This window comes from Vibrio sp. RM-69-4, from assembly GCF_024743775.1.
GTDB classification, from domain to species: Bacteria; Pseudomonadota; Gammaproteobacteria; order Enterobacterales; family Vibrionaceae; genus Vibrio; species Vibrio anguillarum.
Genome location: NZ_JAMQXI010000048.1, coordinates 118528 through 143654, shown reverse-complemented (window position 1 = coordinate 143654; position 25127 = coordinate 118528). Strand labels below are relative to the sequence as shown.

Sequence of the window (25127 nt, the reverse complement as noted above, 5' to 3'; positions counted from 1 at the left end):
TTTGTAAGACGCGGTGCCGCAAACTTAGCTAAGCTATATTTATAACAACAACGAGCATGTCAACCGTCAGTTAAAGTACCAAGGCCAATAACATAACAACAGGAAATAACCATGAGCCTGACTATTCGCCAAAGACTCTACGTGCTATCCATTGTTCCGCTACTGATTATTTCGTTAAGTATGATGTATCTCAGTTTTTCAGAAACACAAAAACTGAATCACGAACAAATGGCTGCTACCCGCGCTAGCATGATGGAGATGAAACAAAATGAGCTGCGTTCATATCTGCAAATTGCCGATACAGCGCTCAAATCACTCAAACAAAAGAACGCTCCCCTCAGCGAAGCCATCACCATACTGCGTGACATCGCATTTGAAAATAGTGGCTATATCTTTGGCTACAATAGCAAAGGGGATCGACTACTACTGGGCCAAAGTAATGCTGGTTTAGGCGATAACTTTTGGAACATGCAAGATACGCATGGCAACTATTTAATCCAAGATTTAATCAAAAATGCCAAAGTAGATAAGTTCACTACCTACTATTTCCCCAAGCCGGGAGAGACGACACCACTACCTAAATTGGCCTATTCTACCTATTTACCACAATGGGATCTAACGATAGGCACTGGCTTTTACACCGATGACATTGATGCCGTAATCGCCAACATGGAAACACTCGCTGCGGAAAATATGCAAAGCAGTTTAGTCAATATCGGTTTGATGAGCTTGATCATTATCCTCATCGTCGGTTTTTTCGCCATCATTTTAAATCGCAGTATCATGCGTCCTCTCGAGCTATTTGATTTATCGATTCGTTCATTTGCAAGCGGTGACGCTGATTTAACTGCAAGAATGGAAAAATTCAACGCCCCTGAATTTGCAAGATTAAGTGATAACTTCAATGCCTTTGTCTCCAGCTTGCAAAGTATCATTGCGCGCGTGCACCAAGTTGGGCAACAGGTTGTGGATGAAACCAATGACATGACACAACGAGCACAACAAGTTGACGCCATTGCATCAGGGCAACGTGAAGAGACCGATCAAGTAGCGACAGCGATGACAGAAATGACCACGACTGCAACAGAGATCTCGAACAACGCCCACCATGCCGCTCAATCGGCAAAAGATGCTGACGACAACGCCAAAGATGCCCATGAAATTGTTGATTCAGCCGCACAATCGGTACAGGATCTCGCCAAAGAGGTCGCTGAAGCGAGCCTTGTGATTTCAAAACTGGAAGGCGATGTGAAAAACATTTCGTCTCTACTTGCGGTTATCCAAGATATTGCGGAACAAACCAATCTACTGGCGTTAAACGCAGCTATTGAAGCAGCTCGCGCAGGCGAGCAAGGACGAGGATTTGCCGTGGTAGCGGATGAAGTCCGAAAATTAGCCAGCCGTACCCAAGACAGTACAGGGCAAATTCATGCCATGATCGGGCAACTGAAAAATGCCTCTGATGCCGCAGTTAAAGCGATGGATTCAAGCCAAAGTCGTAGCTTAAGCACCGTAGAAAAAGCCAATGCCGCATCGACAGCATTACAAAAAATTCAAGACTCTATTGCCACGATTATGGATATGAACGCACTGATCGCAACGGCAACAGAAGAGCAAAGTATTGTTGGGCAAGAGATATCAGAGCGTATTGTGGTGATATCTGATCAAAGTAGTCAATCGGCTGAACTGGCTAATCAGAACCAAGCGGGTAGCCAACAGCTGAATAGCCGAGCCAACGAACTCTATGAGTTGGTAGACCGCTTTAAAGTTTAGCAAGAAGAGGTAAAACTGATATTCGTAAGCGTCAGAATGAAGATCGTTGATCACTAAGTAAAAAAGCCATGTCGACATGGCTTTTTTCAATGAAGAGATCCCTAATGACTTACAGGAGATTTCTTTGGTTTAATCGATTTTTTCTTGATATTCGCGTTTATCTTCTGGACGCAACTGACGCTGAACACCCATTAAAAAGTTACGCAGGATCTGATCTTTACATTCACGGTAGTGTTTATTGTCAGGCTTGCGGAAAAATGCATTGAGCTCGTGCTTACTTAAACGAAAATCGATGAAAGCTAATGTGTCTAAAATATCTTCTGCTTTCATATCCAGCGCAATACGCAATTTCATGAAAATCATATTATTGGTTAAGCGTGTTTCAGGCTGAGGTTGTTCACCATCGCGTTTACCACGCTTTGTATTGATTAAACCATTGAGAAATATCGCTAGATCCACATCACTCAACACAGATTCCGTCTCTTTGTTTAGCCAAGTAGTCACTTGCTCTTGAGTAACGCAGCCGTCCGCCGCAGCAAAAATCTCAACCATAGCTGAGTCTTTAAAGTCAAAAGTGTAGCGAATACGGCGTAAAATATCGTTATTGGTCAAAATAGATCCTAGGGTTAGATTTCCAGTGCCATCAAGATGACAGACTGTGAAGAAATAGCGCGCCACTGTAGCAGAAGAGCGATCGGACACCTATCTATTTTACGTAATACCGTCTGAGTTTAATGTGTGTTTACTACCTCTTTTAGTAATCGGTCTATCGAATCAACCACCGATTTACTGGCCAATTCCATAGTATCAACTTGCTTAATCAGTTGTGTCCAATCACCATTCTGACCAGACTTCAGTGCACTCTTTCCTGAATCATGCACCAATTTATGAGGAGCATTCAAACCAGCAAAGCTGGGAAGCTGGCTGTATTCACGCGCACCATCACCCTCAAAATACCATTTACCTAGACGGCACTCTTGATGAGTATTCATCCCATGTTCAAACCGACGATTGAGGATGTGATCGTACACTTCATTTTTCCAAACTGCGTGATCCAATTTCACCGTATCAAGGAAAGAACACGCCGTCGCAATACGAATAACTTCTTGCATTTGTTTTGATTTGTCTAAAACGATTGTTACCGTCTGTTTTAATTCATTTGAAGCATTTTCTACTTCGATTGCACATTCTTGACTCTGATTCACTGAACCTTTAATACTTTCCGTTTGGTTCTGAACTTGCCCAACTAAAGATTCAATCTTAGTGCTGGCATCATTGGCTTTGGAAGCTAATGCCCGTACTTCATCGGCCACGACCGCGAAACCTCGACCCGCTTCACCTGCGCGTGCCGCTTCAATAGCTGCATTCAGTGCCAATAAATTGGTCTGTTGCGAAATCTCTTGGATCGTGCCGACTAACTGGCCAATCGAAATGGTTGTTTTATCTAGAACAGTCACCGACTCCATACTAGCGTGAGCGTATTCTGCAATTTTTTCTGCTCGAGAAGATAAGTGATTAATTGCTGTGCTTGTCTGACCAAAAATACTATTCAGTTGCTTCAGTGATTCGTTCTCACGCAATAAATTCTCAGCATTGTGAGCCAGACCAGAACGGATGGCTTCTAGCATGTGGCTACCACTCAAATGGCTGGCCATCAAATCAGACTCTAATTGAGTTGATGTACGCAATAAGGCCAGCTGTTCTTTTAGCTGCTGAATTTCATCTTGCCACTTTTGTTGCTCAAGTCTTTGCTGTGCTTGTAATGCAGCTATCTGAGCCTTCAAATCATCATTTTCTTTTTGCATTTTCTTATTAAATAGCATGCTCAACCTCGGCAAAAATAACATCGTCAATCTACATAAGTTTAATCGAACGTTAATAATTTTATGCACTTCTCATTTCAAAATAAGCAGATTAAATCGGAGTAATGTGAAGGGACGCACCTAGCCCCCTTCGACATTCATTAAGCCTGTTTGAGTTCAAGTCTTGTTCGATACAGCACCATATCTTCAATCGTCAATACAGGCATATTGTGCTTTTGCCCGAACGCAACGATCTCGGGTGTTTTGGCCATGGAACCGTCAGGATTGGTGAGTTCACACAATACGCCCGCAGGCATTAAACCCGCCATTTGCATAAGATCAACCGTCCCTTCTGTATGCCCACGACGAGCCAAAACACCTCCCGCCCGAGCGCGAAGTGGGAAGACATGGCCAGGGCGTGCAAGATCATCGGCTTTAGCATCAAAGCGGGCCGCGGTTTTTATTGTGGTCACTCGGTCTTGCGCTGAAACGCCCGTAGTTACACCTGTTTTTGCTTCAATCGAGACAGTAAAAGCGGTTTGGTTTGCGCTATTGTTATGCATTACCATCGGGGGCAGTTGCAGTTGATTAGCCTGTTCATCGGTCAAACATAGGCAGACGATGCCACTGCATTCACGGATCATCAGTGCCATTTGTTGTGTGGTCAGTGACTCAACCGCATAAATGATATCGCCTTCATTTTCACGATCTTCATCATCAAGCAACAACACACCTCGCCCTTCTTTAAGCGCAGACAGTGCGTTTTCAACACGAGTAATAGGGTCGCCAAATTTGGCAAGTAGAGATAGCTGATTCATGGTTGTACTCCTAAAAAATCACCAGAATCAGGGCTGCTATGAGGGATCAAATCCAAAACAAATTGCACCAGCTAGCGAACTAACTGGCGTCTCTTCATTCTCTCTCATCCGGACTATAACCGTCGGCTCTGGTTTTTCACCAGATCTGCTGACCTCGATACATCGAGCGCTCGCGGGCTCATCTGCCTTCTCAACTGAAAAAACAAACACACCGCCGGTGGGGAATTTCACCCCGCCCTGAGAATTTAAAATATAAATTGGCTTTAAAAAAGCGATGTCATGGTAGTCGTTTACGATAAAGATGAAAAGTAGGACGAAGAAAAAGTGATGTGTATCGAAAAGGAAAGGCATCCTGCAATTATGCAATTGGGGGTAACAGGAGCATAGCTAACTCAAGAGTTTAGGGTATGCAAGATGCCTTTATTCATGGTCACCAGTGACATAAATGAATCAGAGCTAAAATCGCCATTACCTCTATAGGGTTACGTGATTTTTCTAAACGCTGGCGGTAATAGATCGCCAGCGGTGTTGGCTGTTTGGTGTCAGTCGTTATGGGGTCGTTCATCATTCACCTCCTCAGCTATCGATGCGTTGATTGTCAATCAAAACAAGGAATACAAAAACTGAGAATTTTTTATTTTTTAATTCCTCATATCATCGAAATTAGCCTTAAAACGATATTTAAAAACTAAAAATCAATAAATGAGGAACAAATGATCATTAATATTTCTTATTTAGTTCTTCATAAATTCGCTACTATACCCAAACAACTTGGCCATAAAGGAGGGCAAAGCGCAAGGCCGTGCGAAGAACTGAACTGCCTATCTCTTCCCTTTCATCCAGAGGATTTGCGAGTGTCTGATCTTACTTTATTACGTTATTACACACGCCTGACCGTGCTTGGTGTGGGTCAAGAGATTAAAGTGTCGTTAACACAGGTTGCAGAATGTTTATTCACCTCACCGCGTCATGCACGAAATCTGGTGGCTAAAATGCAGCAACAAGGTTGGCTCAAGTGGCAACCCAAAGTCGGACGTAACCAACGCTCGATACTGCGCCTGAACCTCGATTTAGACACAATCAAACAAACGCTCGCGAAAGAGCAAATTTTGGCTGGGAAATATGAAAAAGCCTTAACCATACTGGATAATGATGAGGTAGTGTTTGGGCGTTTGTTGCAAAGTACTTCCGGCGCATCTATTCGCGAAGGTCGCTTACACATTCAACTGACGTATAAACGACCATTTGAACGGCTAGTGCCCCATCAAATACAACGTAGTAGTGAGCGATTTCTGCTCAGGCAAATCTATTGCTGCCTCATCCAGTGTGATGAACAAGGACGCTTTCATCCAGAATTAGCCCATCACTGGGAGTATGATGCACAACATTTTCAGTGGGTATTTTATCTTCGCCCCGGATTGGCGTTTCACGATGGCTCACCGATTGATGCTAATACGATCGTGAGTTTATTTGCCAAACTCTCTAGTTTGGAAGAGTACAAAAAAGAGCTCGCGCATTTGGTTGATGTAAGCGCACCACAACCACAAAAAGTAGTATTTTCTCTTAATCAATCTGATTTAGGATTTGCAGGGTTGCTCTCTGGCGTCAAATATTCAATTCAACCAGCCAGCCAAGTGAACAATGCATACTCCCCAATGGTGACAGGTTGTGGCCCATTTCAAGTTCAAGATCACTCACCTCACAAACTCATTTTAAGCGCATTTGACCAATTCTATGGCTGCCGAGCTTTAACGGATCACGTCACAATTTGGATTTTAAATGAAGACGAGTTGTACCCTCAAGGCATGCATATCAAACAAAAAAATCAGCAACAAAACATCTCTTGCCACCACGATGTAGAGCTGAGTAACGTTGAAGAACTGGCGATCATCACCTCTAATCAGTCATCAAGAGTGGAAGATGGCTGCATGTTTATTTTGTTCAATCAAGGTGCTCATTCACCTCTCAATGAAAATCAGAAACGCTACCTAGCTACCGAGATATCTGGAGAAAAACTAGAGCACTATTTAGCACAACAACCAACTAAGTTTGACGCAGTCGTTGCCAGTAACCTACTGCCAGTATGGCAACCTGTGGTGCGACCACCAGCGCCCAAAGCAAGCCTGCCAAATCAAATCTCGATTGCCGTCTATGACTACACGGTACTGATTCATTGCGCCTTCGGTGTGAAACATATTTTAGAGGAGATGGGGCTGGCTGCTGCCGTCAACATTTACTCCTACCGAGAATTGAATTTTCTGGCCCAGCAAGGCAAATTGTACGAAACCATAGTTATCACCAATATTAATTTAGATGACAATCGGCATTTCAGTGCATTTAGCCATTTATTTGGCAACCCAATGTTGCACCATTGCATTGGCCCCGCAGAGAGCCAATGGCTGCTCAAAGCGTTAATCGACATTCGATCAACGACACCATTGACACACTACCTTATCGCGTTGGAACCGCTAGCATCGAGTTTGATCAACGAATACTGCCTCGTCCCTTTGTTCCACCATAAGCAAACATTACGTTTTCAGGGTGTGCTCAAAGACGTTGCACTGACCAACTGGGGATGGCCTGATATTAAAAATGTGTGGTCCATTGATTAGCGAATAAATAGCCTGCGTAATATTGCCAGCATCACTAAACGATAACGCAGCATCCACTGGCTACGTGGCAACCAACGCTTAGAAAACAATACGGTTTTGGCGTGTGAAAAGGTCTTAAAACCTTCAATCCCGTGGTAGTGCCCAACCCCAGAATCGCCAATACCGCCAAAGGGGGCATCATCGGCGGCCACATGTAACAGAGTATCGTTCACAGCTAGGCCACCACTATGCGTTTGTGTACTAACCTGTTTGATCACCTCGTGATCATCACTCATTAAATATAAAGCTAACGGACGTGGGCGAGCGTTGATATAAGCTATCGCTTCATCCAAACTGTGATAGCTCAATATCGGCAGTATGGGGCCAAATATCTCATGTTGGGATAACAACATATCAACCTTCACATTCGTCACTAAGCAAGGCAAAAATTGATACGTGCCCGCTTTTGCATCGCCTTCTACGGAATGCACTGTAGCCCCTTTTTGTTTAGCATCGTCTAAGTATTGCTGCAGCCTATCAAACTGGGTTTGATTAATAATATGTGACGTATCGTAGCCATCTTTAGTGGAAAAATAGCGCTTAAAGCGTTGCAGATAGAGCTCCACAAAGGCTTGTTGTTTGCCTTCCGGCAGTAAAACATAATCAGGAGCGACACAGATCTGCCCTGCATTGATGGCTTTGCCAAGCATGATGTTATCAACGCTGCGCGCAAGGTCAGCATCAGGTGCAATGATCACGGGGGATTTTCCACCAAGCTCTAACGTTACTGGTGTTAGGTTTTTCGCCGCCGCTTGGGCAACCAATTTACCTACCGGTGTTGACCCCGTAAATAACAGATGATCAAAGGGTAACGCACTGAACTGTGCGGCAACGTCAGCCCCACCTTCTACAGTATCAACCGCTTCATCGACCGTCGCAAAAATACGCATCAACACTTGGTTGGTGCAAGGCGTATGTTCGCTCAATTTGACCATAGCGCGATTACCTGCCGCCAATGCTGTGACTAATGGAGCCATACTGAGCACGATAGGAAAATTCCAAGGTACAATCACCCCCACAAGGCCCAAGGGTTGATAGTGAACGCTCACTGTCGACGGCAGTAATAGCCAACCTGCATGACGCGATTGCGATTTTGTCCACGATTTGAGGTGTTTTAGCGTGTAATTAATGTGTGAAACGGCCGGTAGCAGATCGCAAACCGTACTATCAAAGCGACTTCGATAACCATAATCCCGATTTAAGGCCTCAACGAGCGCGGCCTGTTCACTGAGTAACGCGTTTTTTAAGCGCTGCAACCAAATACGTCTTTGCTCAAGGCTAGGATACGGCTCTGCTATTGTCTGCTGTTTTAATCTAGTAAAAAGTGTCGTAACGTCTTTAGTTAAGGGCTGTTGCTGTTCTGTTTCTTGCACCGTATTTCACCTCATTCGCAGCTAAGGCAGCGTCTTGGAAATGAGCTCAGGATTAATGCCAAAGCTGGCTTTATGTTCTTCAATCACAAATTCACTGCGCGTTTGAATCACTCCCGGCAATGTACCCAACTTGCCAGACATAAAACTTTGGTAGGCTTTCATATCTTTCACTCTCACTTTGATCATGGTGTCAAAATCACCGGACAATGAATAACATGCTTCAATTTCTGGGATGTCCGCCACTGCTTGTGAAAAACGCTCAAAAATAGAGAAACTGGTTTGATCCAATCGAATATGAATGAACACTTGTACATCCAGACCTAACTTTTCTGGGCACAGTTCTGCATGGTAGCCTTTGATATACCCTTCCTTTTCTAAGCGTTTGACACGATCAGAACAAGGAGATGTGGTTAAATTCACCAACTTTGCTAGCTCAACAACGGGAAGCCGTCCTTTACTGTGCAAAATACGTAAGATCTGTTGGTCGATGCGGTCTAGGCTCATGGTTTTGCACGGCGCTCAAAAAAAAGTGATATGGCATACAATAATGGCTTACAGCGTTAAACCAACCTATCATCACAAGGCATTGTGATATAAATCACATAGAATAGGGGAACGTTAGAATAAAAAGACTGAGGAGAAAAAAGGAAAAGAAAGTGAGCAAGCACCCACTTTCTTGGTTGTAATCTATTTATCGCCTCTTTACTTTGAGTACGTTGAGATGATTACAGTTTGAAACGAGAAATTTCTTTATCTAACTCATTCGCTAAACGGTGCATTTCATGAGCTTGTTGCACTGCATTTTGCGCATCACTGGCGAGTTGGTCGCTGACTTCACGTACCGATTCGGTGTTGCCATTAATATCCGCTGTCACCAAAGATTGCTCTTCTGCTGCTGATGCAATTTGTGTCGCCATATCACTGATCATCTGAATGGCTTCGCTGATTGCGTGTAAGCTTTCTCCTGTATGGTTCACATCTTGCACACTTGTTTCGACCAGTTTATGGCTTTCCGTCATGACAGAAACAGCATTGGTCGTTACCTTTTGCAAACCGGAAATTTTAGACTGGATCTCCTCGGTAGAGGCATGAGTGCGCTGAGAAAGCACTCGGACTTCATCAGCTACAACGGCAAAGCCACGACCTTGCTCTCCGGCGCGCGCCGCTTCAATCGCCGCATTCAAGGCCAACAAATTTGTCTGCTCTGCAATCGAGCGAATGGTCGACAGAATGGTTGAAATCTCATTAGCGTGCACTTCTAATTCACCAATGATGCCCACAGCACTGCTAAGCTCTTGTGCTAACTGATTGATTGACTGTTTGCTTTGCTGCATCTGGCGATAGCCTTGTGCGCCAAGCTCAACCGATTCATTGGCATTTTTAGCGGTATTATCAGCATTGCCCGCGATTTCAGCGGTCGCAGACGCCATTTCAGTTACCGCAGTTGCAACCATAGTAATTTCATCTTGTTGAGTACGAATCCGTTCACTACGTTGACTGGCTGAGCTCGCGGCCTGTGTCGCTCCTTGGTTAAGGGAAACGGAAACATCACGCACGCTTTGCACCATGACATGAATGCGATCGACAAATTTATTGAACTTATCCGCTAAGATACCGACTTCATCGTCACTGCGAACGGCTAAACGACGGGTTAAATCGCCATCACCTTCGGCGATATCTGACAAAGCTTGAGCAATATTACTCAACTCATTCAACTGACGAGCGACGAACCATGAGGTCGCTAATGCCAAGATCACTAAAATCATCAAGCCAATCAAGCTCTGTTTCAATAGCATGTCATTGAGTGGCTGTTCAAGAACCGTTTTGTCCATCACCATAACCAACAGCCAGTCAGTATGTTCAATACTTTGCGCCATCAATACTTTGGCCTGACCATCAATATCAACAAAGAGTGGTAATTGAGAATTTGCCGCCTCTGATATGCTTTGAATGGTCAGTTGTGAGGCCATTTCTTGGGTAGGTTTTAAAATAAGCTCTTGATTGGGATGGGCAACAATTAGCCCCTTGGTATTCACCAAAATAGCATTGCCCTTCCCGGGAACCTCAATAGCTAAGACGTCCTTGATCAATTTACCCAAAGCTAAATTGGAAGCGGCGACGCCAATCAGTTGGCCATTTTGACGGACAGGTTCTGCCAATGTCACCACTAAGGTTTGCATGGTAACGCTGACGTAGGGGGCGGTTGTGATCGGTTTACCCGCGACTTTGGCTTCTTTATACCAACCACGCTCACGGGGATCATAACCATTTTGGTTACGCGATCCGTCATTGCGGATCATATCGCCCTGTTCATTACCGTAATAACTCAGCCCAAACTCACCAGACTCCAAGGTTTGGCGTAGGTGAGGAACAATGTCTAATTGTGGATTACGCTCGATTTCGTTTTTTAATCCTAGCAGCGTTTTTTGTTTGCCATTAAACCAGTCACCAATCCCTTTTGCATGAGCCTGTAATGTATTACGCGCTTCACTCTCAATCGCTCTCCAGCTGTCGGTTTTAAAGGTTTGATAGCCAACCATAACCAATGCAGCGGCTGTCAATGTAATAGCAGCAACCACAGAGAACACCATTTTTCTCTTTAAACTCAATTGCATTGCAATGCTCCTTGAAGCTTGTTCACCAAAGTAATGGGCTTGAGAGTATTACAACTATGGATTATTACTTTGCCTAAGTTCCCAATACTTGACACTCGTGCAATAGAACGGCACGTGAATGTGCACTAAATCAAACTTAGTCAGCCGAATAAAAGCAAAATTATCTTTTGAGCGAGAGGCGCACTACGCCAAAAACCTTAGCGCAGTGCTGGAAGTATTTAGAGAACGCGGACGCGTGAGAAGTCAGTGTGGCTTAATGTTGATGGGTGATTACATACTCGGCAAAAACCTTGCTTTTCCATTTTGTAATGAGGTTCACCTTGTATAATGAGCGCAAAAAACTTTTGAACACCTTGCCACGTTGAACAAGGTTCTGACTGACAGCGCTTCATCACGACTTTATGTGGTGTCTCTTTACGACAACAGGTGCAATAAGCTTTTGACATGGTCCAATAATCCCTACAATTTGCATCATTATTGATAATTGACACATTTTGCGCCTACAGGTTCATTTTTCTCAAACTTTAGTGTGTGTTTCGTGAGCTATCTTCAAAAAACGTCCATCCCAATCTCCTTATTTTCTGCTAAGCACACTACACAATCTAACCTGTACAAAAAAGCCCCTCAGAAAGGGGCTAGTTATTGAACAACGGTATGAATGTCAATCTAGTTCAACCAGCTGCTTTTTAAAGGTCACGTGCTGTGCTCTCACGCTCTCTTCGGGTTCAGCTGTCGCTAAGCTCACCACAACGATCGCAAGTACAGAGAAAATGATCCCAGGAACAATTTCATACACATCAAACCAACCGCCAGACAGTTGTTTCCAAACCACAATGGTCACGCCACCAACAATAATGCCGGCTAGTGCACCATTGCGGTTCATTCGAGACCAATAAAGGCTCAATACCACTGCAGGGCCAAATGCGGCGCCAAAGCCCGCCCATGCATACGAAACTAAGCCGAGCACGGAACTATCTGGTGTCATGGCCAGCACTAACGCAACGATAGAAATTAGAATCACAGCAAAGCGGCCAACACGAACTATCTCCTCCGACGTTGCATCTTGCTTGATGACTTGCTTATAAAAATCTTCCGCTAACGCAGAGGAAGAAACTAATAATTGCGAGTCAGCGGTACTCATAATTGCCGCAAGAATAGCCGCAAGCAAAATACCTGCAATAACTGGATGGAAAATCGCATTCACTAGCAGCATGAAGATTTTTTCACCATCTGCCAGCTCCAGCGAACCTGTGTTCGTCACATAAACAAGCCCAACTAAGCCAACCAACAAGGCTCCCGCCATGGATAAACCGGTCCAAATGACCGCAATACGACGTGCAGTGGTGAGATCTTTATTTGAGCGGGAAGCTTTAAAGCGCGCCAAAATATGGGGTTGACCAAAATAACCAAGCCCCCATGCCATTAATGAGATAATGGCAACACCCGTTAACGGCTCACCTTTCACATCATGCCACAGCGTTAGTAGCTCTGGGTTTATTGCGGATAGATCTTGACTCAGTTGACCCAAACCACCGTTGATTGCCGCGATGGGCACAATCATTAATGCCGCTGCCATCAATAGGCCTTGCACTAAGTCAGTCCAAGAAACGGCTAAAAATCCACCAAACAGTGTATAAGACACCACACAAATGGTGCCAATAATAACTGCGGTTGAATAATCTAAACCAAATACCGTTTCAAATAGTTTACCGCCAGCCACAAGGCCAGAACTGGTATAAAAGAGGAAGAACAGCAAAATAAAGAAGGCTGAAATGGTTTGAATCAGTTTAGATTTATCATTAAAGCGGCGTGATAAAAATTCAGGTAATGTTAATGAATCTGTCGTGATGCTATAAGTGCGCAAGCGCTTAGCATTTACTAACCAGTTCGCCCATGTGCCCAATAATAAGCCACCCGCTAGCCAGAAAGCCTCAATACCAGCGGCGTACGCGTAACCAGGTAAACCGAGCAATAACCAACCGCTCATATCAGATGCACCCGCCGATAAAGCCGCAGGCCAAGGGCCCAGTGATCGCCCTCCTAAGAAATAATCTGCGGAGTTCTTCGTTCGAAGGTATGCAACCACACCAATAGCCAGCATCAAAATAAGATACAGAATAAAGGTGGTTGTAATAGCAAAGCTATTTTCCATTGTGTTTGTCCTCTTTAAAAGATCGCCTTCCATGTCCTCTTCCGAAGAAGAGGATAAAACAGAAAGGATTAATGGGTTTCGCTACCAAGCTCAAGCAAGGTCGCATTACCACCCACTGCTGTTATATTTATTGTGCGAGTACGCTCGGTAATAAAGCGCAACGATAAGTGAGGATCATGAGCCACGGGGATCGCGCTCAAGTCCGTTTCAGAAACTAGGCTGACAATCGCACCATTACGATCAGCTAGCTGACGGTTGAGGCTACGCTCAACCGAAGTGTTCCCAACGTAACCTACACTTCGAACGTCCGACGCCATCAACGGATGATAAGCATCAAAAGACGTAAACTGAATGAGATTAGTAGGGAGTGTCGACTGCTCAAATGCCGCTTGCAGTGTTCGAATCAACATCGCATCGTCACTACATAAGACGACGCTATTGCCTGCCACAAGAGCGGCACAAAGCTGAGCTGCCACCGCCTGTTGCGCTTTATCACTGTGCTCACCTTGGATGATCACAGCCACGCCCCGACCTGCGGTGTATAGCTCATTGGTTTCTCCAGTAGGACCGATCAATTGATGCGAATGCGCCAACAGCGCCGATGCCTGATGAAGATGGTAAGAAATCACTGTTGCCAGTTGTGGCATAGCGCTTTCTAGTAGATTTTTAAATGAAAGTAAGCACTCACATTTAGAATCAAAATCGGTGATATTCCAATTTTCCCATGCTGAAAAAGCGTCAGAAAAACGTGTTACTTGATGAACCATGCTAATTCTCCTGAGCCTTTATTACTGAGAAAATTCAGTTTGAGTAAAACGGTATAAGTAATGTGGGCCACCTGCCTTTGGTCCGGTACCAGAAAGCCCCTGCCCACCAAATGGTTGCACGCCCACCACCGCACCCACTTGATCACGGTTGATGTAACAGTTACCTACTCGGGCGTGTTTTTCTATCCAACGATACGTCGTTTCATTGCGGCTATGGATCCCCATGGTTAAACCAAAACCAGTTTGATTAATTTGCTGCACGACATCGGCCAGCTCACGCGCTTTAAAACGCACGATATGTAAGATCGGCCCAAATTGTTCTTCGGTTAAGCAGTAAATATCTGAAATTTCAAAAGCCGCTGGCGGTACAAAATCGCCGTGTTGGCACTCCGAACTGAGTTCTAATTGCGCAACTTTGGTCTGTGTCTTGGTCATCTGTTCAATGTGAGAGAGCAACTTTTGTTTGGCTTTTTCATCAATAACAGGGCCGACATCTGTACTGTGGAGGTAAGGAAGACCAATCTTGAGCTCATTCATCGCACCATGAATCAAGCTGATGATGCGATCGGCAATATCCTGTTGAACAAATAGCACTCGTAATGCAGAGCAGCGCTGCCCGGCCGAAGCAAAGGCAGAACGAATCACATCTCTCACCACTTGCTCGGGTAAAGCCGTACTATCAACGATCATCGCATTTTGCCCACCCGTCTCTGCAATCAACGGCACTGGCGCGGCGTCACGTTGAGCGAGAGCTTGATTGATGCGTTGCGCGGTCGCCGTTGATCCAGTGAACGCGACACCTGCAATGGCAGGGTGAGAAGTCAGCGCACTGCCAATTTCTGCACCACGTCCAGGTAACAATTGGATAACGCCAGCAGGAAAGCCAGCTTCCAGCATCAGTTCCACGGCACGCGAAGCAATCAAACTGGTTTGTTCTGCGGGTTTGGCAACGACCGTATTACCCGCAACTAACGCTGCCGTGATTTGCCCAAGAAAAATCGCAAGAGGGAAGTTCCATGGGCTAATACACACGAAAACACCGCGACCTTCACGGCTTACTTTTCGCTTTTCATTATCAAAACTCGTCACTTCAAAGGGTGTTAACGCGGAAACTTGTTTGGCGTAATAGCGACAAAAATCTACCGCTTCGCGGACTTCATCAATGCTATCGTGAATGGTTTTCCCTGCTTCGTGATGACAAATGGCGACCAGTTCAGCCAAGTTCTCTTCGAGTAAATCAGCAAGTTTATCAAGTTTGCCCGCGCGAACGCTGTGCTCTTCTTGCTTCCAAGCAGCAAAGGATTGCTCCGCTATTGAGATAGCTTCGGAAACATGATCAAGGTTGGCAAATACCACTTGTCCAACATGCTTCCTACGGTCATAAGGCGCAGTCACAACTTCCGGCGATGCCCCTGCCTTGATCATGCTTTCGAACTGAGCAACACCATTGATGATAGGAGAAGCATGCCACTGTTTACTGAGCCAACATTCTACTTTCGCTTCAAAAGGCGTTGCCTCACTTTCAATATCAATATTGACGCCATAGGAATTAACGCGCTCGGCAAAGATACGCGGTGGCAAAGGGATTTTGGTATTTGGTAAAGAATCAAACGAGAGCAACATATCGACAGGATGTTGCGTTAACGTATCAATAGGACAACGAGCATCGACTAAACGATGCACAAACGAACTGTTCGCACCATTTTCAAGCAATCTACGAACTAAATAAGGCAGTAAGTCTTTATGACTACCTACTGGAGCATAAATTCGCACCGATTGTTGATAGGCTTTCATTGCATGATGATAAAGAGCATCACCCATGCCATGCAGGCGCTGGAACTCAAAATCTTTGTGTTGTGACATCACCGCAATCGCGGTCACGGTTTGTGCATTATGACTGGCAAATTGAGGGAAAATATGACCACGAACACCCTCGCTTAAAAGAAAACGAGCGCAAGCCAAATAGGCGACATCAGTAGCTTCTTTACGTGTGTATACCGGATAGTTGCTGTAGCCACTTTGCTGAGACCACTTCACCTCGCTATCCCAATACGCCCCTTTGACTAAACGCAGTGGGATCACATCACCTTGCTGTTTCGCCAACCCATTAAGCCAAACTAAAACGGGTAAAGCGCGCTTAGAGTAAGCTTGTACAACTAAACCAAATTTCCCCCACCCTTTCACGGGTTCACTGCGATATATCTTTTCAAATAGCTTTAATGACAGCTCTAAACGGTCTGCTTCTTCTGCATCAATAGTGATCGCCACATCCAGCTCGATAGCACGGGCTAAAAGCTGTAGCAGTGTGCTATAAAGCTCGCTCAGCACGCGCTCTTGATTAGCCACTTCATAACGCGGATGCAATGCAGAAAGCTTGATTGATACGGACGGTGCCGGGCTGGTTGATGAGCCATATTTCTCGCGGCCAACCGCCTCAATCGCCATCAAATAATCTTTAAAATATTTATTGGCATCGGCTGTGGTTAACGCTGCTTCACCGAGCATATCAAATGAATAGGTATACCCTTTATCACGCATAGGACGGCCATTTTTTTGTGCTTCTTCAATGGTTCGGCCTAGCACAAATTGGTGGCCCATCACCTTCATCGCTTGGTGCATCGCCTTACGAATCACTGGCTCAGAAAGCTTATTCACTAGACGATTAACCGCCTGCGTTGGACTAGTCGTATCCACATCAGCAAGGCCAATCACTTTACCAGTCAGCATCAACCCCCACGTGGACGCATTGACAAAGACAGAGTCAGAATTTTTCAGATGAGATTTCCAATCCGCAACGCTGAGGCGATCTTTAATAAAAGCATCCGCGGTTTCCGCATCGGGAATGCGCATCAGAGCTTCAGCCAAACACATCAACAAAATACCTTCTTGCGTATCTAAACTGTACTCAAGTAATAAGGCATCGATCATTTGCACCGCTTTTTTGTCGGCTCGGATCGCTTCGATTAACTGGGTTGTTTTATTTAATATCGCCGATTTTTCTGATTCTGTAGCTGTTGCCAGCGGTAATAACTGCTTCAGCCATTGAGATTCGTCCACCATATAAAGTGGAGAGATCAGCGACCACAGCTTATCAAGCGGTTGCTCGATAAACTCTGCATTCAACACATCTGTTGCTGTAAACATGCGTTTTCCTCAATCTCACTCCCGAAAAAGGTCGGGTTTCCTGCAATGGCTGGCAGTGTATTTTGAGCGCGAGAAGAATACTTGTCAAAAACTCCGAGTTTTTTGCTAAAAACTCTGGCTATTAACAAAATAAAAACACAATCACATCAATTGACATCATGCACAAAGCAGAAAATAGCAACATTGTTTCCAAAATTTAACCAAAGGTGCACGTGTTGCCGATAGTTCAAGGCAAGCAATATAAAAATGATGTGGGAATTACAAACAAAAAAGAGGCAGGGATATAAAGAATTAGCGACGACACATTTTTCGGTATTGCGATGGAGAAATACCTTGCAAGCGAGTAAATGAATGAGTGAAGGTACTTTGTCCAGAAAAGCCCGTTAATTCCGCAATTTGACCAAAACTCAAACAACCTTGCTCAATCAAATCTTTTGCCATATCAATTCGTTTACCTAACAAATATTGATGAGGCGTGATCCCCATTTGTTCTTTGAACAACATATGAAATTGGCTTTCACCTAAATAAACGCGGCCCGCTAATTGAGCGACTGAAATTTTACGACCAAGGTGCAGATCGATATAACGATCAATCGCTTCAAGATCAAAACGAGACTCTTTGCGATGCGTTTCAAATACAGAAATATGGCGTTGCAGTAATGCCATCACGGTGTCATTGCAGGCACGGCTCAACAGTAAATCATCAGGGCTCGATTGCATCTCTTTAACTAGCAATTGGATCAGCTTTTGGATTTGCCCATCCAACTGAAAGTAAATATCCGCATTCGACAACTCATTCATTTTTTGTAGAAGCAAAGGGTCATCTCCACAGGAGATTGGAAGGTTAAGCACTAAAATATCCGACTGCTCAACGACACCACCAAACGCATGGCCAGTTCCAGAGGTAACGACACAACCTTGCCCTGGCCCCACCAAATTGCCTACACCTTGTACTTCAAACTCAGCTTGGCCTTTTAATCCGATAACGACTTGGGTATAACTATGATCATGACACTCCATGTACGAGGGTAATGTCACTAACTCTGCCGGCCTAGGCGACAAAACTTTGTCATTTTGTTGATAGTTAGATAGCTTAGCCGAAGAAAAGTCACTCATATTGCTGCATCATGGTTGAGGTTAGAAGCTGATGTTATAACAAAACTATCAGGAGCGAAAACAAAGCTGTATTTTTTTAAAAATTAAACATCAAAGTGCATATGAAGCTTAAGCTTAGGGGTGAAATGAGATCGATTTTTCAAAACGGAACAATGATCAAGTGCACATAAATTACGGTCAATGTGTGTTCAATCCCAAAACCCCTAAATAGATCGAAAATAGAGACTTGCATATTTCGCTATTAGGCTCAAAATGAAGATGCACAATTATAAAATTTACAAAATCAGTCACCTAGTAATAGATTTAAGTGAATTTTGCTATTGTTCGGAATAAATTTTGCATTATGAATACAGCTTATCCATTAAAGCTGTCAAAAGTTTGTCTTTCCCACTTTTGTGGTTAAACGTTAATTTGTTGCAGGGACCTATGATCACACGTCGCATCCCAGCGCTATTGCTTGCGCTAAGCCCTTTTTGGGTATCTGCATCGGTGTACGCGGAAGAAGTTATTCAGGTAGATCCTGTCACCGCTATCGATGAAAAAATGACTACTAAACAGACGGAAATCGACGCGATTTCTGCAGAATACGAAGCAGAGGGAGCCAAGCTTCAACAACTTAAAAATGAACATGTTCGTATTAAACGAGAAAGTGAAGAACTTGATGCTAAACGCAATCGAGCCAAGTCTGCTTTGGACAAACAATATAGCCGTCTTTTAGATGATCCAGACACAGATTTAGCCTCGTTTCAAAAGAAGTACCAAGAAACATGGGCATCAGTGAAGCAGAACCAAGCTGAAGGCCTTGAGAATAATCAAGCGATGACCGAAGTTGAAATGCGCTTGTCTCAAATCAAACAGAAGCAAGCTCGTCTCAGTAATGAGTATGCGAACCTCGAAGAGTCGCGCATTGAAGCTAGGGTCAAACGTCTCGAAGCCGAACTGCGTGAAAGTAGTGTTCTTGAAACTGGCTATAAAACCACCTGTTCAACGACAATGACACTCGGTGAGTGTTCAAATCAGGGACAGCACCTTACCAAACAAAAAGCGGTAAAAACGTTTCGGGCCAAGTTGCTTGATGACCTAACCGAATCGGTCATTGCCAAGCAAAACCTGAAAGGCGTGGAACTTAATATCCATGTACAAGATAGCCAAATTATTCGCAGTGGTTTTGAAGGCAACAACGAATACTTCACCCAAATGCAAGCTCAGCTTCAAGCGAAACCAGAAGCGGTGGCTGCGTGTAAACTGCTTAACGTGTCAACTCGATACTGTTTGAAAGGCGGCGTGTCTGAAGGTACGCAAAAAAATGACAAACAGTGGGCAAATGTGACCGTAAGGTCGGATCAATACAACGATGCCGTAACCATCAACGGTATTAACTACGGCAGTACACCTGTTGAGATTGTTTTGCCTAATGGCCGCCACCAAGTTACCGTCTCTAAAGATGGCTACGAAACCTACAACCGGGTATTAACAATTAACGGCAATGATACGGTTTGGATAAAGCTAAGACCGAATAAAGAGGGTTAATTACCTCAAAAAAACTCTGTTTTTCTGTCGTAATTCACAAAGATGCGGTTAAAACGCCATTTTGTCATTAAGTTATTGAAAGATGACTTCAGACAAAATGGTGTTTTCGTTTAGAATAGACACAATGAACTAATAACTTAACTGAAGTAGATAATAATGCGACAAGGTTTACCCGCTCTCTTATTAGCACTTTCGCCTTGCTTAGTGGCAACATCGACGATGGCAGAAGGAACGCCTTCCTCAGTAATTGCCATTGATGATGCGTTGTTTACTAAACAGTCCGAATTACAGGCAGCCCAGAAGGCCACCCATGAACAACAAGTGGTTGTGAACAACCACAACAGTGAGTTAGACAGACTAACAAAGCAAGCCCAACTCTTTGATAAGGCACTTGCAAAAGCAAAAACTGACTTAGAACGCGATTACATGAAAATGATTGATGATCCTGAACTGGACATCATGCCTTCACAAAATGCCTACCAAGCGGCTTGGGCTAATGTAAAGCAGAATCAAAAAAACCGTTTAGAAGCTGAGCAAAAACGCCAAGAGTCAGAAGCACTGCTGGCACAAAAAAGGGCCGAGCAGAGCACGGTCAGCAAAAATATCAATGAGCTAGAACAGCATAAATTACGCGCGCGAGTTGAGCGCTTAAGAGATGAACTCAAACAGAGTAGCACCGAGAAAGTTAGCTTTACTAACGCTTGTAGTGCCGATATGACATTGGCTCAATGCTCGAAACAGACCACTGACTTAGCGCTCCAGAAAGCGGTAAACCAGTATCAAACCAAGTTAATAGAGGCCACAAGTGAGGCCAAGCTCGTCCAACAACATCTGGCCAATGTCTCTTTTAATATTCATGTACTGCGCCATAAAACCGTAGATTCCGGCTTCTACAATGGCAATAAGTACAAAGCCGTACTAGATGTTCAGCTTGATGCAAGACCGGATGAAAACACACCATGTCGGTTGCTGAATGTCGAATCACAATACTGTTTCGCCCCAGGCGAATACTCAGCCAATACAGAAAAACAGAAAGAAATTGCTTGGGTTACCCTATCGATTCGCTCGAACCAATACAGTGATAAAGTCTCTATCGACAATGTAAACTATGGTAGTACTCCCGTCGAAGTGATGCTTCCAGTGGGACCGCACATGATTACGATTGAGAAAGAAGGGTATTACTCATTTAATCAAGAGCTGAAAATCACCTCAGATCATACATTAAGAGCGAACCTACGAGAAAAAGACAACCTACTTAAACCTGGACATAAATTTGCTGATTCCCTCAAAGGGGATATTAAAGCTCCTGAGTTAGTCACTTTGATCTCAGGCGAATATTTGATTGGCGAGCACACATCGAAACAAGTTTTCCTTGATCATGCTTTCGCAATTGGTTCAACCCCCGTAACTGTGGGTCAATTTGAAACCTTTGTGAATCAAACCACCTACCAAACTGATGCTGAGCTACAAAAACTGTGCACAGCAGTCGCCGAATCTGAAATTACTCCGATTGCAGGTAGCTATTGGCGCGACCCTGGTTTTAAGCAGTTGAGCAACTCGCCAGTGGTGTGTATTAGCCAAAATGATGCGAAGGCCTACACTCGCTGGCTAAGTAAGGAAACTGGCTATAAATACCGTTTGCCGACAGAAGAAGAGTGGGAAATTGCCGCTCGCGCTGGTACACAAACAGACTATTGGTGGGGAGATGATTTCGGAACTGGGAAAGCGAATACTGGCTGGAGTGGTACACCTTGGTCAAATAAAAGTACCTCTCCTGTGAAGTCTTTCGCTCCCAATGGCCTAGGCCTTTATGATGTTGTCGGTAACGTGTGGGAATGGACAAATGACTCAAGGGGTCAAGCAAAAGGTGGAGCATGGAGCTTCTCCCCTGCAACGGCGGCGGCTTATGGTAATTTGTTTATTGCTCCTGCTACTTCGGCAAATTATATTGGCTTCAGGGTCATTAGGGAACTTTAGGTAAGCTGAACTAGCCCAACCATTTATATAACAAAGGGGGGAATTCCCCCCTTTGTTATTGCACTCTCGTCGTCTAAAGTGGTGTTGAATATCAAACACGTTTGATATTTGATATCCATGTGGTATCCCTATGAATTTGCAACACCCTCGCAGCATTCATAGAACCTCTTCTACACGTCGACAAGAAGCAATTCTTGTATTTATGCCAGCCCTTCTTCAGGCTGGCTTTTTTTATGTTCAAATGCCGCTATGGATTACAACCCGCCATGCCATTGGTATTATATCAATATCATTGTTAGGAGAACCCGCTATGGTCAATTTCCTCAGCGCAGAACAAATTTCATTGTTTCAACAGCTTCCGGGATATTGGGGTTGCAAAGATCTTAATTCGGTTTTTGTTTACGCAAACAATGCTTATGGCAAATTAATTGGTGTTAGTGATGCAAAACAGTGCATTGGATTAACTGACTTTGAAATGCCAAGCCCGACAACCGCTTGCGCCGCAGAATTCCAGCAACAAGATCGATGTGTAATCTCCACAAAAAAACCGTTAAAAGTGCTGGATATCCACCCCTATGCTGACGGTTCTTGGCGCGCTCATATTTTCACCAAAACCCCATGGTTCAACGCACAAGGTGAGGTTCAAGGTACAATTTTTTTCGGGCAAGAGCTAACTGATACCGCGATTTTGGAAGTAGGCCATTGGATATGTCGGGCAACAGGTTTAACGACCACACAGCATTCCGCGGGTGTTCTAGAGCCCATTTCCGGGCCCCTAACCACAAGAGAATCTGAGGTTCTTTTTCTTCTGCTTTATGGAAAAAAGCCCAAACACATTGCTCGGGTGATGAAGATTTCGATAAAAACAGTGGAAGGCTATGAAGCAAAATTGCGACATAAATTTGCAGCCCACAGTAAAGAGCAACTTATCGATATGGCTCTAGACCAAGGTTATGGCTCAAACATCCCCAAGACCTTGCTCAAAACGCAATTATCCGTGGTACTCAATAGTGAATGCCCCATATAAATGAGGCATTCATTGCGACTGACTTTTAATAAGTAAGCCTTATGGCGCTAAACGTTCAGCGTCCCACTGTTGATCGTGTTGCGTAAACAAGAAGCGATCATGCAAACGATGCTCACCACCTTGCCAAAATTCTATCGATTCAACTTTAACGCGATATCCTCCCCAAAAACTCGGAACTGGGATCTCACCTTGTTCAAATTTCTTTTTTAACTCCAAGTACTTACCTTCCAAAATACCACGAGCTGAGATACGGCTGCTCTGGCGGCTCGCTATCGCGGCAATTTGGCTATCTTTAGGACGAGAAGTAAAATATTTCATGTTTTCAAAAGCCGACAATTTTTCAGCCGTTCCTGTGATGTGCACTTGTCTCTCTAATGGGTGCCAAGGAAAGTGCAAGCTGACTTTATTGTTGTGTTCAATATGCTGTGCTTTGCGACTGCCTAAATTGGTGTAGAAAACAAAACTGTCTTTTTCGACATTTTTTAATAGCACTATACGTTGGAAAGGTTGTCCATTTTCATCAACCGTTGCCACTGTCATCGCCGTGGGATCGGTAAGACCGGCATCAATGGCCTGTTGCAGCCAAAGGTTAAACTGCTCAATGGGATTTGAAAGCAAATCTTTGCGTCTTAAACCGCCTTTTATGTATTCGCGGCGGATGTCTGAAAGTTCCATCTCTGCTCCTTATGAAATTTTTGACGATTGTGCGCCTATCATCGTCATAACTCAAGAGTGCTAAGGTTCAACAAAATCAGTAATTCACAGCTAAACTCTGTAGAACGTACGCAATAGGAAGTACAATCAATTCAAATGGTGAATAGTAATCTCATGATGAGTGGCAAATCCTTAACATTTTGCTAGACAAGTAATAAAATCAAGCAACTATACCCAAACAACTTACAGTTGTAGCCTCCCTCTACAGCTTTAAGTAGAAAGGGGAAATACACTACGATTAGGCGCAAAGGATAAGCGATGAGCAACAAGAGTTATAACAAACTCTCTTCGACAGAATTGGAGTACGTAGACGACAAAACGGCGGCTCTGCTACTGAACACGCCCAACAGTGCACGCGTGATGCTCTGGGTTATGGTCTGTTTTTTTCTCTTAGCCATCGTCTGGGCCTCATGGGCACAGGTCGACAAAGTGACAGTTGGACAAGGCAAAGTCGTTCCGTCATCGCAAGTTCAAGTGGTTCAAAACTTGGAAGGAGGCTTAGTCAAACAGATATTGGTTCGCGAAGGTGAACGAGTGCAAAAAGGCCAACAACTGTTATTAATTGATGACACACGTTTCCGCTCAGACTACCGCGAACGTGAACAACAAGTCGCTAACCTTACCGCCAGTGTTCTACAGCTATCCGCTTCCATTACTAGCGTGATGATTAACGAAGAAATTGATGATGACAACTGGCAAAATAGCGTCAAAATTGACTATAACAAACTCGCCTTTCCACCGCTGTTAACAGACAACCAACCCGATTTAGTTAATAGACAAAGGGCCGCCTACCGACAAGATCTTAATAACTTACGCAACCAACTTTCTCTTTTAGATCAACAAGTCAAACAGAAACTACAAGAGTTGGTTGAAATACAAGCGCGCGTGAAAAATTTGCGCCAAAGTTATGATTTTGCGAATAAAGAACTTGAGATCACTAGACCTTTAGCAGACGAAGGTGTCGTGCCACGAATTGAGCTGCTGAAACTACAGCGCCAAGTAAACGATACTCGCCGTGAAATGACCACCAGCGAGCTTAACATCCCAGTATTAAAATCAGCGATTCGCGAAGCGGTGCTCAACCGTATTGATGCGGCTCAAAAGTTTCGCTCACAGCAGCAAGACAAACTGAACGAAGCCCAAGATAGACTTTCAGCAATCACAGAATCAGCCGTTGGGCTTGAAGATAAGGTAAATCGCACTGTTGTGCTATCGCCTGTGACAGGAACAATTAAGACGCTTTACGTCAACACTGTTGGCGGTGTTATCCAGCCCGGTATGGATATTGTTGAAGTAGTCCCAACAGAGGATACCTTGCTTGTTGAAGCGCAAATTGCCCCACAAGACATCGCCTTCTTAAGACCAGAGTTGCCTGCCATCGTAAAATTCAGCGCCTATGATTTCACCAAATATGGCGGCTTGGAAGGGACACTTGAGCATATCAGTGCCGACACAACTCAAGATGAAGAAGGCAAAAGCTATTATTTAGTCCGAGTAAGGACCAATCAAACCAGCTTAGGGCATGATGCTAACCTGCCTATCATCTCAGGAATGACGGCCTCTGTTGATATTATTACGGGTAAACGGACCGTGATGGATTATCTACTAAAGCCCATACTCAGTGCACAAAAAAATGCGCTAAGGGAGTAAGGTTCACTTATGCTTTTT

General features: G+C 44.3%; 19 protein-coding genes, 1 pseudogene and 1 riboswitch. Of the genes and pseudogenes, 6 read left to right on the top strand and 14 right to left on the bottom strand.

Annotated features, from left to right (window positions below; genetic code table 11):
• The first annotated feature begins 111 nt into the window (after nt 1–111).
• Nucleotides 112–1773, top strand: coding sequence for a methyl-accepting chemotaxis protein (locus NB504_RS07330; protein ID WP_019281765.1), 1662 nt, complete (start codon nt 112–114; stop codon nt 1771–1773).
• Nucleotides 1774–1902: 129 nt separating this feature from the next.
• Here the strand turns inward: NB504_RS07330 and NB504_RS07325 are convergent, their stop codons facing one another.
• The 5 genes and pseudogenes from NB504_RS07325 to NB504_RS07310 form a co-directional block, all read right to left on the bottom strand.
• A complete protein-coding gene (locus NB504_RS07325; protein WP_038148283.1) occupies nt 1903–2385 on the bottom strand; it encodes a DUF1456 family protein in 483 nt (160 codons plus the stop codon).
• 119 nt (nt 2386–2504) lie between these two features.
• The gene (locus NB504_RS18505; protein ID WP_405054803.1) at nt 2505–2885 is read right to left on the bottom strand and encodes a CZB domain-containing protein; all 381 of its coding nucleotides are present in this window, start codon (nt 2883–2885) and stop codon (nt 2505–2507) included.
• 42 nt (nt 2886–2927) lie between these two features.
• A pseudogene (locus NB504_RS18500) lies at nt 2928–3401 on the bottom strand (methyl-accepting chemotaxis protein); the annotation flags it as partial.
• 335 nt (nt 3402–3736) lie between these two features.
• On the bottom strand, nt 3737–4393 hold the full coding sequence (gene ribB / locus NB504_RS07315) for a 3,4-dihydroxy-2-butanone-4-phosphate synthase (RefSeq protein ID WP_013868190.1): 657 nt from the start codon (nt 4391–4393) through the stop codon (nt 3737–3739).
• A 92-nt stretch (nt 4394–4485) separates the two neighbouring features.
• Nucleotides 4486–4642: riboswitch (FMN riboswitch) on the bottom strand.
• Nucleotides 4643–4823: 181 nt separating this feature from the next.
• Nucleotides 4824–4961, bottom strand: a complete 138-nt coding sequence (locus tag NB504_RS07310; protein WP_013868191.1) for a hypothetical protein — start codon at nt 4959–4961, stop codon at nt 4824–4826.
• Between the two features lie 145 nt (nt 4962–5106).
• Here NB504_RS07310 and NB504_RS07305 point away from each other — a divergent pair, with 145 nt between their 5' ends.
• Nucleotides 5107–7005, top strand: a complete 1899-nt coding sequence (locus NB504_RS07305; protein ID WP_194663044.1) for an SgrR family transcriptional regulator — start codon at nt 5107–5109, stop codon at nt 7003–7005.
• Here the strand turns inward: NB504_RS07305 and NB504_RS07300 are convergent.
• The 8 genes from NB504_RS07300 to NB504_RS07265 form a co-directional block, all read right to left on the bottom strand.
• Complete coding sequence (locus NB504_RS07300; RefSeq protein ID WP_258428574.1) at nt 7002–8417, bottom strand: coniferyl aldehyde dehydrogenase; 1416 nt, start codon at nt 8415–8417, stop codon at nt 7002–7004. The two genes, NB504_RS07305 and NB504_RS07300, sit on opposite strands and share 4 nt — an antisense overlap.
• Before the next feature lie 21 nt (nt 8418–8438).
• Nucleotides 8439–8921 (bottom strand): Lrp/AsnC family transcriptional regulator, encoded by a 483-nt coding sequence (locus tag NB504_RS07295; protein WP_010317305.1) that lies wholly within the window; start codon nt 8919–8921, stop codon nt 8439–8441.
• A 221-nt stretch (nt 8922–9142) separates the two neighbouring features.
• Nucleotides 9143–11032 carry a methyl-accepting chemotaxis protein gene (locus tag NB504_RS07290; RefSeq protein WP_013868194.1) on the bottom strand — a complete coding sequence of 630 codons (1890 nt, stop codon included), beginning with the start codon at nt 11030–11032 and terminating at the stop codon, nt 9143–9145.
• A 218-nt stretch (nt 11033–11250) separates the two neighbouring features.
• Nucleotides 11251–11478 (bottom strand): hypothetical protein, encoded by a 228-nt coding sequence (locus tag NB504_RS07285; RefSeq protein WP_013868195.1) that lies wholly within the window; start codon nt 11476–11478, stop codon nt 11251–11253.
• 215 nt (nt 11479–11693) lie between these two features.
• Nucleotides 11694–13184, bottom strand: a complete 1491-nt coding sequence (gene putP / locus NB504_RS07280) for a sodium/proline symporter PutP (protein ID WP_017044927.1) — start codon at nt 13182–13184, stop codon at nt 11694–11696.
• Nucleotides 13185–13252: 68 nt separating this feature from the next.
• Nucleotides 13253–13951 carry a 1-pyrroline-5-carboxylate dehydrogenase gene (locus tag NB504_RS07275; protein ID WP_017042347.1) on the bottom strand — a complete coding sequence of 233 codons (699 nt, stop codon included), beginning with the start codon at nt 13949–13951 and terminating at the stop codon, nt 13253–13255.
• Nucleotides 13952–13972: 21 nt separating this feature from the next.
• Nucleotides 13973–17095: a bifunctional proline dehydrogenase/L-glutamate gamma-semialdehyde dehydrogenase PutA gene (gene putA / locus NB504_RS07270; RefSeq protein WP_258428573.1), complete on the bottom strand. Its 3123-nt coding sequence runs from the start codon at nt 17093–17095 to the stop codon at nt 13973–13975.
• A 291-nt stretch (nt 17096–17386) separates the two neighbouring features.
• Complete coding sequence (locus NB504_RS07265; RefSeq protein ID WP_258428572.1) at nt 17387–18211, bottom strand: AraC family transcriptional regulator; 825 nt, start codon at nt 18209–18211, stop codon at nt 17387–17389.
• Nucleotides 18212–18637: 426 nt separating this feature from the next.
• Between NB504_RS07265 and NB504_RS07260 the strand changes: the two genes are divergently transcribed.
• The 3 genes from NB504_RS07260 (at nt 18638) to NB504_RS07250 (ending at nt 22745) form a co-directional block, all read left to right on the top strand.
• Complete coding sequence (locus tag NB504_RS07260) at nt 18638–19741, top strand: PEGA domain-containing protein (protein WP_026028446.1); 1104 nt, start codon at nt 18638–18640, stop codon at nt 19739–19741.
• Between the two features lie 156 nt (nt 19742–19897).
• The gene (locus NB504_RS07255; RefSeq protein ID WP_258428571.1) at nt 19898–21718 is read left to right on the top strand and encodes an SUMF1/EgtB/PvdO family nonheme iron enzyme; all 1821 of its coding nucleotides are present in this window, start codon (nt 19898–19900) and stop codon (nt 21716–21718) included.
• 310 nt (nt 21719–22028) lie between these two features.
• On the top strand, nt 22029–22745 hold the full coding sequence (locus tag NB504_RS07250; protein ID WP_017044931.1) for a PAS domain-containing protein: 717 nt from the start codon (nt 22029–22031) through the stop codon (nt 22743–22745).
• A 39-nt stretch (nt 22746–22784) separates the two neighbouring features.
• On the opposite strand, the gene pdxH is transcribed toward NB504_RS07250, so the two are convergent.
• Nucleotides 22785–23420 (bottom strand): pyridoxamine 5'-phosphate oxidase, encoded by a 636-nt coding sequence (gene pdxH, locus NB504_RS07245; RefSeq protein WP_013868203.1) that lies wholly within the window; start codon nt 23418–23420, stop codon nt 22785–22787.
• 297 nt (nt 23421–23717) lie between these two features.
• On the opposite strand from pdxH, the gene NB504_RS07240 reads away from it, so the two are divergent.
• Nucleotides 23718–25109 (top strand): HlyD family type I secretion periplasmic adaptor subunit, encoded by a 1392-nt coding sequence (locus tag NB504_RS07240; protein ID WP_017046873.1) that lies wholly within the window; start codon nt 23718–23720, stop codon nt 25107–25109.
• The last annotated feature ends 18 nt before the right edge of the window (nt 25110–25127 follow it).

Bases quoted from the DNA above. Each gene is read 5' to 3' on its own strand.
- NB504_RS07330 (WP_019281765.1), top strand. From the start codon at position 112: ATGAGCCTGACTATTCGCCAAAGACTCTACGTGCTATCCATTGTTCCG.
- NB504_RS18505 (WP_405054803.1), bottom strand. From the start codon at position 2,885: ATGCAAGAAGTTATTCGTATTGCGACGGCGTGTTCTTTCCTTGATACG.
- ribB (WP_013868190.1), bottom strand. From the start codon at position 4,393: ATGAATCAGCTATCTCTACTTGCCAAATTTGGCGACCCTATTACTCGT.
- NB504_RS07310 (WP_013868191.1), bottom strand. From the start codon at position 4,961: ATGATGAACGACCCCATAACGACTGACACCAAACAGCCAACACCGCTG.
- NB504_RS07305 (WP_194663044.1), top strand. From the start codon at position 5,107: ATGATCATTAATATTTCTTATTTAGTTCTTCATAAATTCGCTACTATA.
- NB504_RS07295 (WP_010317305.1), bottom strand. From the start codon at position 8,921: ATGAGCCTAGACCGCATCGACCAACAGATCTTACGTATTTTGCACAGT.
- NB504_RS07290 (WP_013868194.1), bottom strand. From the start codon at position 11,032: ATGCAATTGAGTTTAAAGAGAAAAATGGTGTTCTCTGTGGTTGCTGCT.
- NB504_RS07285 (WP_013868195.1), bottom strand. From the start codon at position 11,478: ATGTCAAAAGCTTATTGCACCTGTTGTCGTAAAGAGACACCACATAAA.
- putP (WP_017044927.1), bottom strand. From the start codon at position 13,184: ATGGAAAATAGCTTTGCTATTACAACCACCTTTATTCTGTATCTTATT.
- NB504_RS07275 (WP_017042347.1), bottom strand. From the start codon at position 13,951: ATGGTTCATCAAGTAACACGTTTTTCTGACGCTTTTTCAGCATGGGAA.
- putA (WP_258428573.1), bottom strand. From the start codon at position 17,095: ATGTTTACAGCAACAGATGTGTTGAATGCAGAGTTTATCGAGCAACCG.
- NB504_RS07265 (WP_258428572.1), bottom strand. From the start codon at position 18,211: ATGAGTGACTTTTCTTCGGCTAAGCTATCTAACTATCAACAAAATGAC.
- NB504_RS07260 (WP_026028446.1), top strand. From the start codon at position 18,638: ATGATCACACGTCGCATCCCAGCGCTATTGCTTGCGCTAAGCCCTTTT.
- NB504_RS07255 (WP_258428571.1), top strand. From the start codon at position 19,898: ATGCGACAAGGTTTACCCGCTCTCTTATTAGCACTTTCGCCTTGCTTA.
- NB504_RS07250 (WP_017044931.1), top strand. From the start codon at position 22,029: ATGGTCAATTTCCTCAGCGCAGAACAAATTTCATTGTTTCAACAGCTT.
- pdxH (WP_013868203.1), bottom strand. From the start codon at position 23,420: ATGGAACTTTCAGACATCCGCCGCGAATACATAAAAGGCGGTTTAAGA.
- NB504_RS07240 (WP_017046873.1), top strand. From the start codon at position 23,718: ATGAGCAACAAGAGTTATAACAAACTCTCTTCGACAGAATTGGAGTAC.